Consider the following 15,122-nt stretch of genomic DNA (forward strand, 5'->3'; position numbering starts at 1 on the left):
ATATTTTATCCGTCTGTGGAATATCAATTACTTTAATTCATCAACCAGCGTGATTGCGCGGCCAATGTAATTTGCCGGCGTCATTGCTTTCAGGCGTGTTTTCTCTTCTTCAGGTAAATCCAGCCCATCAATAAAGGTTTTCATCCCTTCAGCATTAACGCGTTTACCACGAGTGAGCTCTTTCAGCTTTTCATAAGGCTTTTCGATACCGTAGCGACGCATGACGGTTTGGATAGGTTCAGCAAGGACTTCCCAATTTTTATCCAGTTCATCCAGCAGATTCTGTTCATTGACTTCCAGCTTATTTAAGCCTTTCATTGTAGATTGATAAGCAATCAGAGCATATCCCAGACCAACGCCAAGGTTACGTAATACGGTTGAGTCAGTCAGATCACGCTGCCAACGGGAAACCGGTAACTTGCTTGCCAGATGACCCAGTACGGCATTTGCCAACCCCAGATTACCTTCAGCGTTTTCAAAATCAATTGGATTGACTTTATGCGGCATCGTGGAAGAGCCAATTTCACCGGCAACCGTTTTCTGTTTGAAATGGTTGAGTGCGATATAACCCCAAATGTCACGGTTGAAATCGAGCAGAATCGTGTTGAAACGGGCGATGGTATCGAACAATTCCGCAATATAATCATGAGGTTCGATTTGAGTCGTGTAGGGATTCCATTTGATGCCCAGTGAAGTCACAAACGTTTCACTGAATTGGTGCCAGTCAACCTGCGGGTAAGCAGCTATATGGGCATTATAGTTACCCACTGCGCCATTGATTTTGCCTAATATTTCGCTTTGCTCCAATTGGCGATACTGGCGTTCCATCCGGTGAGCAACGTTGGCAAACTCTTTACCCACCGTGGAAGGCGTGGCAGGTTGACCGTGAGTGCGGGATAACAGCGGCAAGTCCCGATATTCAGCCGCCATTTTTTTAATGGTATCAATCACCTGGCGCCATTGTGGCAAAATCACTTCTTCACGGGCTGTTTTCAGCATCAGCGCATAAGACAGATTGTTAATATCTTCAGAAGTACAGGAAAAGTGAATAAACTCGGCAACTTTATGCAGCGCCGGAACATCTGCCACTTTCTCTTTCAGAAAATATTCCACCGCTTTGACATCGTGGTTAGTCGTGCGTTCGATCGTTTTGATACGCATTGCATCCTGTTCATTGAAATTTGCGATAATTTCATTCAGGTAAGCGTTTGCGTCTGCATCAAAAGCCGGAACTTCTTTAATTTCAGCACATTCTGCCAGTTTTTGTAGCCAACGTACTTCAACCTGCGTGCGGAATTTCAATAAGCCAAACTCACTAAAAATGGCACGTAATGCACTGACTTTATCGCCGTAGCGGCCATCAATCGGAGAAACAGCAGTTAGTGAGGATAATTCCATTGGTAGCAACTCCCTGATTTTATTTAACAATGAGCAAGAATATCTTTCGCCTGTTGGAGTAGGCGTTGACGAGAAAACATTAATTGCCAGCGACTACCGCCAACTTGTTGCCATAAGACAGCACAACGAACTCCTGCCAGTAGAATAGCCCTGACTTTCGCTTGTACAAGTGGATTGCGCAGAATATCAGGGGAACCTGTCACCTGGATCCTTGGACCTAATGGGCTGACAACATCAACATAAATACCGGCCAATGCATTGAACATGCCTTCTGACATGGGTTCAAAATAAGTCTGTTGGCGTTCTAACTGGCTAATGCGGTTGCCCAGTGCATCGGAAGCGTCCTGATTTTTACTCAGGCGGCGCTCCAGTACCATCAGGCTTAACATATAGCGGGTAAGGTCGGCAGAAACACGACTGTTAGAGCCATTGAACATCCCTAGCATGGCATCCAGACCAATTCGCAGATTGTGTTCATGATTGCCGAACACATCTAAAACAGATGCCGGGTTGGTGTTCAGAATGCTATTAACCATAGTTGCAACAGCATCGGTATCACACTGGTTTTCGTGAGCAAGTTGCTGTACCAGACGACTTGACTGGCAAATTCCCGCCAGAGCCAGTGTAATGTTGTAATAATTCTTTGCCACAATTACTCCTGCAAACGTTGTTCAATCACGCCACCGCCAAGACAAACTTCCCCCTGATAAAAGACGGCTGACTGGCCGGGGGTGACTGCGGCGACAGGGTTAGCAAAACGTACTTCTATTTTGTCTTCGTTTATTGGTGTGACAGTGCAAGGAATATCCTGCTGGTGATAACGTGTTTTAACCACGCAGCGGATTTCTTCAGTCAGTGGCTGTTTGTCGACCCAATGAAGTTGTTGAGCAATAAGGCCGGCAGACATCATACGGGGGTGTTCGTGTCCCTGAGCCACGATCAGAATGTTATTTTGAACATCTTTGTCTATGACATACCACGGCTCTTCACTGCCTTCTTTAGTTCCGCCGATCCCCAGGCCTTTACGTTGACCCAGCGTGTGGTACATCAGCCCCTGATGCTCGCCAAGGGTTTCTCCATCCACAGTCATAATCTGGCCCGGTTTGGCGGGCAAATAATGGCCAAGGAAATCACGGAATTTGCGCTCACCGATAAAACAGATGCCCGTTGAATCTTTTTTCTTTGCCGTCACCAAACCGATTTTTTCAGCGATACGACGAACTTCTGGTTTTTCCAATTCACCGACAGGAAATAAGCTTTGCGCGATTTGCTGGTGGCTCAGGGTATATAAAAAGTAGCTTTGGTCTTTATTGTTATCGAGCCCCCGCAATAATTGGCTCTTACCGTTAATATCCTTGCGGCGGACATAATGACCTGTAGCGATGTAATCCGCACCTAAATCTTCAGCGGCAAATTCCAGAAATGCTTTAAATTTAATTTCTTTGTTGCATAGAATATCTGGGTTAGGGGTTCTGCCCGCTTTATATTCAGAAAGGAAATGCTCGAAAACATTATCCCAATATTCGGCAGCAAAATTGACGGTATGAAGTTCAATACCCAGTTTATCGCAAACGGATTGAGCATCGGCCAGATCAGTCGCGGCTGAACAGTACTCTTTATCATCGTCCTCTTCCCAATTCTTCATGAACAAGCCAGCCACTTGATAACCTTGCTGTTGCAGCAGGTAGGCGGAAACGGAGGAATCTACACCGCCGGACATGCCGACAATGACTTTTTTCTGGCTGTTATCTGACATGGGAATCTCACTGGAGAAAAAAACAAGCGCCGTACTTTAACACGTTGTAAACGGGGGTGCATTAAACTCATTACTGTTTTGCCATTAATTAACCGCAGAGACATAGTTATCCAGCAGGGTGAGAGGATGTTTTTCGTTTTGCAGATAACAGCGGATACTTTCTGCAACGAGTGGCGAACGCAGACGATCACTCTTTAATATTTGTTCTGCGGTAACCCAGTGGCAGCAGTCAATATCACTGTCTTGTGGATGAGGTGCTGTTTGCTGTTCCATTTCAACCAGAAACAGAAAGCGAATAAATGGTGTGCTGTCCGGTGCAACCCACTGATAAATTTTCAGCAGCGCTTGTGGTTTAGCCCGGATACCGGTTTCTTCCCATAATTCACGCTCTGCTGCCTGTAATAGCGTTTCATCTGTTTCAAGATGACCCGCAGGTTGATTCCATAATGCTTTGCCATTAATTGTCTCTTCAACCACCAGGAATTTATTCTGGGCATGGACAACACAGGCAACGGTAATGTGGGGGTTAAACAAAATCGATCTCCTTCCATTCGCCGGGTTTCATCTCGTCTAATTGCCAGTTTCCCATACTAAAACGAATCAGCCGAAGGGTAGGGAAACCAATATGTGCTGTCATTCTGCGCACTTGGCGGTTTCGGCCTTCATAAAGTGTTATTTTTAACCAGCTCACCGGAATGCTTTTACGTTCACGAATCGGTGGATGACGATGCCAGAGCCATGTTGGTTCATGAACTAACTCGGCACCTGCGGGCAGGGTAGGCCCATCTTTTAAAACAATACCGTCACGCAGCTGATCGAGCGAGGCTTCATCTGGAACTCCTTCAACCTGAACATAATAAACCTTGGCGGTTTTTTTATCCGGTTGAGTCAGATGTGCCTGAAGTTTACCGTCATTAGTCAAAATCAACAGTCCTTCACTGTCACGATCCAAACGTCCGGCGGCATACACATCAGGGAAGGGGATAAAATCTTTCAGCGTTGTTCTGCCCATTTCATCGGTGAACTGGGGCAAAACATCGTAAGGTTTGTTAAATACTAACACCCGGCGAGGTCCTGTTAGTTTTTTGGCAGAATGTGATGTTTTTCTTTGGCTGAATTGGTTAACTTTGCGTTTTTTAATAGAGAAATTTGTCATCATAGATCACTAAGCGAAATGGGGTGGGTATTATACATGAGTCTGCTATCGATTGGCGTTTGCAGAATATTCAAGTAGTATTGACAGGTCCCTTACAAAAAATTAACAAGGTATTACGCTTACTTGAAAGGAGAGGTTAATGGAAAGCAAAGTAGTTATTCCGGCGGAAGGTAAAAAAATAACAGTCGACGCTAAAGGTAAACTGGTTGTTCCGAATAACCCGGTCATCCCTTATATCGAAGGGGATGGGATTGGTGTCGATGTTACCCCTGCAATGTTGAAAGTGGTCGATGCAGCGGTTCAGAAAGCCTATCAGGGTGAGCGTAAAATTTCCTGGATGGAAATCTACACCGGTGAAAAATCTACTCATGTATACGGTAAAGATGTTTGGTTGCCGGATGAAACTCTGGATCTGATCCGTGAATACCGCGTCGCCATCAAAGGCCCTCTGACGACGCCGGTTGGTGGTGGTATCCGTTCTCTGAACGTGGCATTGCGTCAGCAATTAGATCTGTATGTCTGTCTTCGCCCTGTTCGTTACTATCAGGGAACGCCAAGCCCGGTTAAACACCCTGAACTGACCGATATGGTCATCTTCCGTGAAAACGCAGAAGATATTTACGCCGGTATCGAATGGAAAGCGGGCTCTGCGGAAGCGGATAAAGTGATCAAATTCCTGCAAGACGAAATGGGCGTGAATAAAATCCGTTTCCCACAGCAGTGTGGTATCGGTGTGAAACCCTGTTCTGAAGAAGGCACTAAACGCCTGGTTCGTGCTGCTATCGAATACGCGATTGATAATGACCGTGAATCAGTCACTCTGGTTCACAAAGGCAACATTATGAAGTTCACCGAAGGTGCTTTCAAAGACTGGGGTTACCAGCTTGCTCGTGAAGAGTTCGGCGGTGAACTGCTGGATGGTGGTCCTTGGGTGAAAATTAAGAGCCCGAAAAATGGCAAAGAGATCATTGTCAAAGATGTGATTGCTGATGCGTTCCTGCAACAGATTCTGCTGCGTCCTGCTGAATATGATGTTATCGCCTGTATGAATCTGAATGGCGACTATATTTCTGATGCACTGGCTGCTCAGGTTGGTGGTATCGGTATCGCTCCGGGAGCAAACATCGGTGATGAATGCGCTCTGTTTGAAGCAACTCATGGTACAGCACCTAAATATGCGGGTCAGGATAAGGTGAACCCTGGTTCAGTTATTCTTTCCGCTGAGATGATGTTGCGCCATATGGGGTGGACAGAAGCTGCTGATCTCATCATTAAAGGCACGGAAGGCGCGATTGCTGCGAAGACCGTGACTTACGATTTCGAGCGCTTGATGGAAGGTGCCAAGCTGTTGAAATGTAGCGAGTTTGGTGACGCTATTATCCAGCATATGTAATCCGTTATCTTCTGAAAACTTCACGGTAGCTGATATTTCCGTGGAGTTTTCTCATTTCTTGAAACTTTTGCTATAGAACTCTTATAAAATAGCCATAAAAACGTATTTATTGATATTGCTATGATTTATCAATTTTCCCTTGCCATCATGTAGTTACCTATCATTTTTACACGTTTATGTCTTAATGATTATATTGGAAAGATTCAAGTACCCAAGTGCGATATTTTGTTGTTTTTATTGAATGCAAAATTTTGCAAGTCACATATGCCAGAGTGTATACTGAGGTTAATATTTGTTCTGTCTGATATTGAGGGGGAAAGATGAGTGACTCAGATGATAAAAAAATAGAGTTCAGCACGAGTGATGTGTTAAATGCTCTCTTGCATCGAGGGCAGAATATGCAACATCTTGCAACTCAGGAAAGTGTTGATAATCTGCGCCGTGAGAATGAGGCTAGCTTTACGTCACTTAAATTTGATATTAATCAGCGGTTTGAAGCTATGGATAAAGCCTTTAACCAACGATTTGAAGCTATGGATAAAGCCTTTAACCAACGATTTGAAACTATGGATAAAACATTTAACCAACAATTCGAGTCTGTGGATGTACGTCTTAGCAAACTTGAAGGTAAATTTGATCGTCTTCAATGGTCTATTGTTGCTGCGACGCTGGCGTTTCTTTTTAAAGAATATATTTTTAAGGCGGTTGCTCTTATCCAGTAACGTGCAAAATTTTGCACGTTACAGTTGTTTTTTTTGGACTTTACTATTTTCTCTTCTGCTACGGTGCCTTACCCGTTTATATCGGAATGGTACTGTAGCCGCATCTGTAACACGTCATATGGGCTGGATAGAAGCTGATGACTATATCCTGTAATAAGTAGAGTATGACCTTCCTTAGCTGGTTAGTGAGCTGTCAAGGGTGATTTTAGTGGGGAATGCGACGCTATAGAGTATCATTTTTATTTCAGTTTGGTCTGATGACCGATCAGTGAATATAGAAGTTAAAACTGGATAGTTAATTTAATGGCTTGTAAAAATCTTTATGGTAGATGTGACTAAGTAAAAGCCGCTAACGGGAGTTTGTTCTCCCGCTGTTTTTATAACTGTAAATATAGTACTTACTGTATAATATTTTAATCGTTATGATTTAGTTATTATTTTTCTTATTAAGAATTTTTTCATATTCCTCCCAAACGACAGATAATGGTGAGCTTAAGCAACAAATGGATATAGAACCCCCTGATGGAGGGTGGTATTCATATTTAGATCTCCCACGATAGACTCTTATAGGTAAATTGTTATCAGTAGGATTCTTCCTTTTTCTTCTTAACGTCATTCATAACCTCAACGTATATTGTTTAAATTATGTATTGAGAATAAAAGTGAGATATTTTTGCAATATTAACTTCATAGACATGTTTTTTTTGTAAAAGATAACAAATGAAAATATTAGCAGTAGATAATAAAAGATCCAGTTTTATGTTGCATATAAGAGAAGTTTTTTCATATTTTTTACGAAATTAATTCCGTTATGCAATAATATTTTATTGAAATTAATAGTAAATGTTAAATAAGTGTTAATAAAAAATTGGTTGTGACTATGCATGGTTGTTAAGTCTGTTGTTTTTGTAGATTAATGGGACTGTAATTAATCGTGAAAATATTAGTTTTGGAGAATATTGATGCTTAAAAGTAAAAGAGTTGTTAAAACAAATATTGAGCAGGATTTTAGCGAAAAATGTTGTAAACCCTCTAAATTGGAAAACTTGTTTGATAGCATGGAAAACAATCGCTTAGGCTATATTTTTCTGGTTATATTAATGAATTGCTGAGTTGGGCTTTTTGTCGAAGATTTAGCCAACTATTTGGCAGATGATCGAATTTGTATTTATGCACTGGAAAGCTGCCAGATAATCGTTATTTATTTCCCGCAGGCGACCAGAGAATGGTCTGATTATTTTATAAGAAAAAATCTTGCTATATCAGGGCTATTGTAATTTCACTTTAATTTATTTGCGGGAATATTGGACAATAAATTTACAGAAAATACAGCAATAACAGAGATTGGACATATATATTCAAGTGGTCAAAAAACAAGCGATAATGTATTAATCGTGACCATATAACGAAGTGCAGAGTATTTGTTAAAATCTTCTAATGTTAATTATAACTTAACACAAATAATCAAAAGAAAAATATCATTTATTCTTTTGATTTGGTAAGCCTATAGTTGCAGGGCAGTTATAGGTTTACCTTTTTATAAGTTTTTTGCATGTTGGTTATTCATTGAAATGATATTCCCGGTATTAGCATTCGATATTGGTGTTGCATTGTGATTTGATAAGAGGTGATAAGTTATCTTTTTGATTTTTAATGTTTTATATGATGGTCGTCACTATGCGAAATTTTTTTAAATTAATTGCGATTTTTTTCTTAAAGCTGATAATCTGCTCACAAAATTAACCACAATATCTTATTTTTGAATCTTTTTTCTTGATATTAATTGCTTGTTGATTTAATTAACAAGCGATTCACAGACGGGAGGTGATAGATAATGGTGTGTATGAAGTTACTGGTGGGCAATAGTTGATTGAATGACATAAATCTATTAACTCTCGGCCAAGAGAACAGTACATCAAACATTCATTTAATCTGATGGATAATGTAAAAATGTCAGTAAACATTACACATTAATTTCAAACTTGTGTTACATTCATAGCGTTTTTCTGACCAGTATCTCTGTGTTTTTTTTAAACGGCATTGTGTTAGTTGTTAATTATAAAGGCATATTAAGCGCAATGAATTCTGCCGGATACGATTTTATGGTCAGACTGGGTTTGCTAATTTAAGGGGAAAAATATTTTGACGGAACTGATTAACTTTTTTAACAACATCCTTTGGGGCTCCGTACTGATTTATCTTCTTCTTGGGGCCGGTGTTTACTTCACTATATGTACAGGTTTTATACAGATACGCCACTTTGGGCATATGTTTTCAGTACTGAAAAACAGCAAAAAATCTGACAGTTCAGGTATTTCGTCATTCCAGGCGTTGTGTACCAGTTTAGCTGCACGGGTAGGTACGGGCAATCTTACCGGTGTGGCAATCGCCTTAACGGCGGGTGGGCCTGGTGCCATTTTTTGGATGTGGGTTGTTGCCCTGATTGGGATGGCGACCTCTTTTATTGAGAGCACACTTGCCCAGCTGTACAAGACAAAAGACGATAAGGGGAATTACCGCGGTGGCCCGGCCTATTACATGGAAAAAGGGCTTGGGGTACGTTGGATGGGCATTATGTTCTCCATATTCCTTATTATTGCTTTTGGTCTGGTATTTAATGCTGTCCAGGCAAATTCAATTGTTCAGGCTGCTGCTTTCGCGTTTAATTTTAATCCGTTATATGTTGGTATTGGCCTGGTGATCCTTAGCGGGGTCATTATTTTTGGCGGCTTGCGTTCTATTGCCAGAGTTGCGGAGCTGGTTGTCCCTTTTATGGCGGCAGCTTATCTGATCCTGGCATTTTGGGTCGTCGGGCATAATTTTGAACGAATGCCGGAAGTGTTTGCATTGATCTTCAAAAGTGCATTCGGTTTGCAGGAAGCAGTTGCAGGAACCGTTGGTTACGGTGTTGCGCAGGCAATGACGCAAGGCGTCCAGCGAGGATTGTTTTCAAATGAAGCAGGGATGGGTTCAGCCCCTAATGCAGCCGCATCCGCATCTCCATATCCTCCTCATCCGGCATCTCAGGGGTATGTGCAAATGCTGGGTGTCTTTATGGATACTCTCGTTATCTGTAGCGCTACTGCTGTTATCATCCTTTCATCGGGTGTGCTTGATGGTGATATTTCAGGAATAAGTGGAATAGAGCTGACTCAGCGGGCATTATCCTCAGCTGTCGGTGATTGGGGATCTGAGTTTATCGCGTTAGCTATCTTCTTTTTCGCCTTCACATCAATCATTGCGAATTATGCTTACGCTGAAAGCAATATCGTATTTCTTGAACGTAATCATACTGCGGGTTTGATGATCCTCCGTCTGGCGGCACTAGGTATGGTGATGTTTGGTGCGTTGGCTGAATTGCCTTTAGTGTGGAAAATGGCTGATTTATCTATGGCATTGATGGCAATTACCAATCTAACCGCTATTTTGTTACTTTCCCGCGTCGCATTTAAACTTGCAAGAGATTATAACCAGCAGAGACGTGCCGGTAAGTTACCGACATTTGATATCAATCAATATCCTGAGATTCAGCAAAAGGTTGAAGTTGGTATTTGGGAGGAAACAGCAAGTCTCGCCCAGTCGAATCAAGCGACCGACCACAAGTGAGATACCAGGACAGAAGGTATAGTTAATATTATTTAATGAGATAGAAGCTGATTACCTTTTAGGTCTTGCTTGTTACTTTTGCCTTATTCCTATTTAAATTATGGGAATAAGGCACTTTCTCTTGTGTTTTATATCAAGAATAAAACCGATAATTTTATAAAAAGATCATATAAAATATAAAATTTATTTTGTATTCATTTGATTTCTTTGTGTTATTATATTGTTTTCAATTAATAGGTGGGACAGGGAGATTATGAAGAAGATCATATTGGTTGGCTTATTTATGCTATTGGCCGGGTGTTCCAGCCAGCGTCATCTGGAAGATCGGGGCACTTATAAAGTTGATAGCTCTTTTCCTTCGAAAAGTCAGAATGACAGAGTAAGGTTTTTGGTGTTCCATTATACTGCTGTCAATGATGAGGATTCTTTACGTATATTGACTCAGGACGGTGTCAGCGCCCATTACTTGATCCCATCATTACCGAATTATGTGAGCCGGAAGCCGGTCATTCTGGAATTGGTTCCTGAAGGTAAGAGAGCATGGCATGCTGGTGTCAGTGGATGGAATGGTCGAAAAGATTTAAATGACACATCGATTGGTATTGAAATTGTCAATAAAGGATTTACGGAAAGGTTACTTGAGAAAGAGTGGTATCCGTTTAATGAGCAGCAGATCGATCTGTTAACGCGTTTAGCGAAAGATATTATTCAGCGTTATGGCATTGAGCCTGTAAATGTTATTGGTCACAGCGATATCGCGCCGCTGAGAAAATATGATCCAGGTAAACTTTTCCCGTGGAAGAATTTAGCTGAACAAGGTATCGGTGCATGGCCTGATGATGCAACAGTTGAAAAATATATGGCTGGCAGAAAATGGAATGACATGGCTTCTGTTGCGTTAATACAGAAAACATTAGCTAAATATGGCTATACCATTCCACAAACCGGTGTACTTGATGAAGATACCCTTAAAACAATCAGTGCATTCCAAATGCATTTCAGACCAGATGACATCAGTGGTAATCCTGATGCGCAAACTGAGTCAATAGCTCTGGCTTTGGTTGAGAAATATAAAGGGTAGTTTGTCTCATTCAGTAAAATCGTGCCATAAAAGTTGCTTTATCAGGGTGACTTTTATGGTATAGCTTTTCGATAATTAGCACGATAAAACTTTCATAGTTCGCTCTTCGGATCCCTCTTCACGTTGTTTTAATCTGTAATCGCAGACTATTTCGGCAATGATTAATCAAGAATTTCCTATTTCATTTCCACTGTCTTGATTCCAGATCTCTTTCATCATTATTTTAACAAAGTAGTCGTCAGACTGGATTGTAAAAATCCGGTCATGGTTGAATAATAAAATAATCAGTAATAATACAATGTATATAAATAATCGTCGTTTTATTTTATAATGACGATTACTATCTTAAGTAATCGTCAGATGAAATAACGTTTTTGAGATATAAAGTCAATATTACCTTTTATTATCGCTTTTTCTTGCCGGGAGAGTAAATGCAAGAATGATCCCTACCAGGCTGATAAACGGTGAATAGTTCATTATTTTGTCAGAAAGATAGTTTGGTAACACACTGCATAGATAGATAAAAATAGATATTGGCCAACCATACAATCCCACCCCATTAAATCTGAAAGCGGTTTTCATGATTAAATAATAAATAGTGGCGAAGGAGCACATTGCCCATACGCCAATAGAGATCATGTACAGCCACACGGATAATCCATATTGCATATAAGCGGCATAATTGTTTTCTGCCAGATAACCAGAGAGAAAAATCAGCATTCCCAGGATAACTGCCGCTGTAATAAAGCTAATAATATAATCTTTCCTACTCAGTTTTTGTCTGAAATAGTTTTTTATTGAGCTAACTAGAGAATCATCCATAAATAACAGTCAGGTAAATAAGAGTAAATAGATAATAACTGATTTAATGATGGTATGAACAGAAAAACATAAGTCAGATATTAGATGAAAATATTTTAAAAGTCATTCTGCGATTTAATTTGTGGGAATAAGGTGATGATTGTTAAATTATATGATATACCCGTTATCTTTCAAGTTGCCTCTTTGTTGGCTGCACTCGCTCACCCCGGTCACATAGTTCGCTATGCTCCCGGGGATTCGCTCCCTTGCCGTCTCGATGCATCTTGAAATCTATAGGGTATAGTTTGTGTTCTTTATGATCTCTCTGGTGTTTTAGTCATTCTTTGGAGAACCCGACAAGTGATTATTCGTTTATCTAAGGTTTTGATGGTCTGTGCAATAGCGCTGTTTGCTACATTGGTCGCTTTTGGCAATATCACAGACTATGGTACTAATTTCGTATTTGTACAGCATGTATTGATGATGGATACCATTTTCCCTGATGCAACCATTACCTATCGCGCAATTCATTCACCGGTGTTACATCACATTGGTTATATCGTCATTATTTCTTTAGAAACGTTAACCGCAGTGTTATGTTGGATTGGCGGTATCCGTTTACTGGCGAATTTAAAATCTAATGCTGCTGTCTTCAATAAAAAGAAAGCTATCGCGATAGCTGGCCTAACCTTGGGTTTCCTGACCTGGCAGGTGGCATTTATGTCAATTGGTGGTGAATGGTTTGGGATGTGGATGTCTAAACAATGGAACGGAGTGTCCAGCGCTTTCCGTTTCTTTGTTACTATCATTCTGGTATTGATTTATTTGATTCAGCGAGACAGAGAACTCGACCAAGAATAAATATGAGGATAGATGTGAAAACAAGGATCGAACAACACAAAGCGACAATATACGGAGTACTGGCGATTGTATTGTGGAGTACAATCGTTGGGTTGATAAGAAGTGTTAGTGAAAGTTTTGGGCCTGTAGGTGGCGCGGCGCTTATTTATACCGTTGGCGCAATTTTTCTGGTTTTGCTAATAGGTTTCCCAACAATCAGCACTTTTCCCAGAGTCTATTTGTGGCTTGGGAGTTTGCTATTTGTCGGTTATGAAATCTGTTTATCACTCTCATTAGGTTTTGCCAATAGTCGTGCTCAGGCAATTGAATTGGGTATGGTTAACTATTTATGGCCAGGTTTTACTGTCTTATTGGCGGTCATTATTAATAAGCAGAAAGTGAACGGGTGGCTCTATCCTGGTTTGTTATTGTCTATTCTGGGGATTGGTTGGGTGATGAGTGGTGATAATGGCTGGTCATTCAGGCAGATGGTGGAGAATATCCAGAGTAATCCATTAAGTTATGGGCTGGCTTTTGCTGGCGCAATTATCTGGGCGGTGTATTGTAACATTACAAAAATCATGGCGGAGGGTAAAAATGGTATGACGCTGTTTTTTATTCTGACTGCTTTTGCATTATGGATTCAATACTTCTTCACATCTCCCCCTGAAATGGTAATAACTCTTCGTAGTGTCAGCATATTATTGTTTGCCGGAACTGCTATTGGTGTGGCGAATGCGGCTTGGACAGTGGCAATCATCAGAGGACATGTTGCATTATTGGCTACGTTATCTTATTTCACGCCGATTATCTCTACCGCTTTTTCATCCTTGCTACTGAGTACTGCGCTCTCTTTTTCATTTTGGCAAGGTGTGCTAATGGTCACAGTTGGATCAATTGTCTGTTGGTTAGCGACCAGAGCCAAATAATACCTGTGAAGCCAAGATATCAGGGTGGGGTTAATAGAGAATAAATCGCTTTACAAGAATTTGTTTATCGCTATTGCCACCCCATCTTGTTCATTTGTTGTAGTAATAAACTGAGCGATATCTTTGACACCTTGTTCGGCATTACCCATTGCGACACCAACAGCGGCGAATTCGATCATAGTCAGATCATTATTATGGTCACCAATACACATAATTTTATCTCTGGTGATACCGAGATAATCAGCAACGGCTTTGACAGCAGTACCTTTATTCACTTCTTTGCTGAGAATTTCCAGAAAATAGGGGCTGCTTTGAATCAGTGTATAGTGCTTATAAGCTTCGGCAGGAATGAAGTTGATGGCATCACTGAGAATATTAGGCTGGTCGATCATCATTAATTTAGTAAAGTGCATTCCACGGTCCATTTCATTGACAGGACAATAAATTAGTGGAGTGTCGGTAAGAAAAGCTTCTCTAACGGTATATGGGCTGATATCACGATTAGCGGTATATATTTTATTGAATTCCAAAGCGTGAAGATGAACGCCAATTTCACGGGATAGTGATTCAAAAAACAGATAGTCTTCAAAATCCAGTAAATTTTCCAGCAAATGTTCACCACCATACGCTTGATGGACAACACTACCATTATTGCTGATACAGTAACTGTTGGTTTCGTCCAGCGCTAATTCCTGTAAATATCGCTGGATACCGGTAAAAGGCCGACCAGAAGCCAAAACAATATGAACGCCTTGCTTTTTGGCCCGATGGATAGCTTGTTTGACTGAGGGAGTGATCTGATGATTCTCGTTCAGTAAAGTGCCATCAAGATCAATGGCGATCAATTTTATTGACATATCTCTCTCCTGAAAATCTGGTAACCCGATTGTGGTATGGCTGCGTTTGTTGGGTAATTAGCCGTTTAAAAGGCACTTTCTGGTTGCCGTGTCATGAACAGTTAGTGGCGAAATGCAGAGGTCGTTTAACCTCCAGCTCAATATCTGGATTCTGCCGGAAATCATAGGGCGTTATGCCATACTCTTTGCGGAACATATAAGTGAAATGAGATTGTGAGCCAAAGCCGAAATCCAAAGCGATGTCAAAAATAGGCAAAGTGCTGTTTCTTAAAAGATGAACAGCGCCGGTCAGACGTCGCTGGCGGATATATTTGCCAAGAGAAATTCCGGTAACTTCCTTGAATATTTTCTGCATGTGCCAAAGCGAATAGCCAGAGTAAGCAGCCAGTTCTTCCAGATGGATTACCCGGCCAAGGTGATTCTCAATCCATTTACTGAGAGCATATACAAGTGCTGAGTGATTATCCTGTGGCATTAACAATTTTGTTCTGGTTGAAAGTGAAAGGGAGTATACACAACTTTTTCTATTTTTTCTAAAGATGGTGAAGCGTTGACATAGCGATTCAAATTATAACTGAATGTG

The 15,122-nt window shown here is 41.0% G+C and carries 14 protein-coding genes; 6 read left to right on the forward strand and 8 right to left on the reverse strand.

Translation table 11 applies throughout. The features are described from left to right. Positions 1-27: 27 nt before the first annotated feature. The 5 genes from purB to rluE form a co-directional block, all read right to left on the reverse strand. Positions 28-1,398 (reverse strand): adenylosuccinate lyase, encoded by a 1,371-nt coding sequence (gene purB, locus PTE_RS17590; RefSeq protein ID WP_036849269.1) that lies wholly within the window; start codon positions 1,396-1,398, stop codon positions 28-30. A 23-nt stretch (positions 1,399-1,421) separates the two neighbouring features. Then, positions 1,422-2,048, reverse strand: a complete 627-nt coding sequence (gene hflD / locus PTE_RS17595) for a high frequency lysogenization protein HflD (protein ID WP_036849271.1) — start codon at positions 2,046-2,048, stop codon at positions 1,422-1,424. Positions 2,049-2,050: 2 nt separating this feature from the next. Next, positions 2,051-3,154, reverse strand: a complete 1,104-nt coding sequence (gene mnmA / locus PTE_RS17600) for a tRNA 2-thiouridine(34) synthase MnmA (protein WP_036849273.1) — start codon at positions 3,152-3,154, stop codon at positions 2,051-2,053. Positions 3,155-3,238: 84 nt separating this feature from the next. After that, positions 3,239-3,688 carry an NUDIX hydrolase gene (locus tag PTE_RS17605; protein ID WP_036849274.1) on the reverse strand — a complete coding sequence of 150 codons (450 nt, stop codon included), beginning with the start codon at positions 3,686-3,688 and terminating at the stop codon, positions 3,239-3,241. Then, a complete protein-coding gene (gene rluE, locus PTE_RS17610; protein ID WP_036849275.1) occupies positions 3,681-4,310 on the reverse strand; it encodes a 23S rRNA pseudouridine(2457) synthase RluE in 630 nt (209 codons plus the stop codon). The genes PTE_RS17605 and rluE overlap by 8 nt, the downstream gene beginning before the upstream one ends. Positions 4,311-4,449: 139 nt before the next feature. Here rluE and icd point away from each other — a divergent pair, with 139 nt between their 5' ends. The 4 genes from icd to PTE_RS17630 all read left to right on the forward strand — a co-directional run bounded on the left by icd (position 4,450) and on the right by PTE_RS17630 (position 11,112). Then, positions 4,450-5,703, forward strand: coding sequence for an NADP-dependent isocitrate dehydrogenase (gene icd / locus PTE_RS17615; protein ID WP_036849276.1), 1,254 nt, complete (start codon positions 4,450-4,452; stop codon positions 5,701-5,703). A 320-nt stretch (positions 5,704-6,023) separates the two neighbouring features. Further along, a complete protein-coding gene (locus tag PTE_RS17620; RefSeq protein WP_036849277.1) occupies positions 6,024-6,425 on the forward strand; it encodes a hypothetical protein in 402 nt (133 codons plus the stop codon). 2,142 nt (positions 6,426-8,567) lie between these two features. Further along, positions 8,568-10,031, forward strand: a complete 1,464-nt coding sequence (locus PTE_RS17625; RefSeq protein WP_036849278.1) for an alanine/glycine:cation symporter family protein — start codon at positions 8,568-8,570, stop codon at positions 10,029-10,031. Positions 10,032-10,284: 253 nt separating this feature from the next. Beyond that, positions 10,285-11,112, forward strand: coding sequence for an N-acetylmuramoyl-L-alanine amidase (locus tag PTE_RS17630; RefSeq protein ID WP_036849279.1), 828 nt, complete (start codon positions 10,285-10,287; stop codon positions 11,110-11,112). Positions 11,113-11,505: 393 nt separating this feature from the next. On the opposite strand, the gene PTE_RS17635 is transcribed toward PTE_RS17630, so the two are convergent. Next, complete coding sequence (locus tag PTE_RS17635; RefSeq protein ID WP_036849280.1) at positions 11,506-11,934, reverse strand: DUF805 domain-containing protein; 429 nt, start codon at positions 11,932-11,934, stop codon at positions 11,506-11,508. Between the two features lie 339 nt (positions 11,935-12,273). Between PTE_RS17635 and PTE_RS17640 the strand changes: the two genes are divergently transcribed. Together PTE_RS17640 and yddG are read left to right on the forward strand one after the other, a co-directional pair. After that, positions 12,274-12,774 carry a DUF2165 family protein gene (locus PTE_RS17640; RefSeq protein WP_036849281.1) on the forward strand — a complete coding sequence of 167 codons (501 nt, stop codon included), beginning with the start codon at positions 12,274-12,276 and terminating at the stop codon, positions 12,772-12,774. Positions 12,775-12,776: 2 nt separating this feature from the next. Then, the gene (yddG, locus tag PTE_RS17645; RefSeq protein ID WP_051477444.1) at positions 12,777-13,682 is read left to right on the forward strand and encodes an aromatic amino acid DMT transporter YddG; all 906 of its coding nucleotides are present in this window, start codon (positions 12,777-12,779) and stop codon (positions 13,680-13,682) included. Positions 13,683-13,732: 50 nt separating this feature from the next. On the opposite strand, the gene yidA is transcribed toward yddG, so the two are convergent. Continuing rightward, positions 13,733-14,539: a sugar-phosphatase gene (gene yidA, locus PTE_RS17650; protein WP_036849282.1), complete on the reverse strand. Its 807-nt coding sequence runs from the start codon at positions 14,537-14,539 to the stop codon at positions 13,733-13,735. Positions 14,540-14,630: 91 nt separating this feature from the next. Further along, positions 14,631-15,014: a helix-turn-helix domain-containing protein gene (locus tag PTE_RS17655; RefSeq protein WP_036849283.1), complete on the reverse strand. Its 384-nt coding sequence runs from the start codon at positions 15,012-15,014 to the stop codon at positions 14,631-14,633. Positions 15,015-15,122 lie beyond the last annotated feature (108 nt).

This window comes from Photorhabdus khanii NC19 (genome assembly GCF_000517265.1).
Taxonomy (GTDB): Bacteria; Pseudomonadota; Gammaproteobacteria; order Enterobacterales; family Enterobacteriaceae; genus Photorhabdus; species Photorhabdus khanii.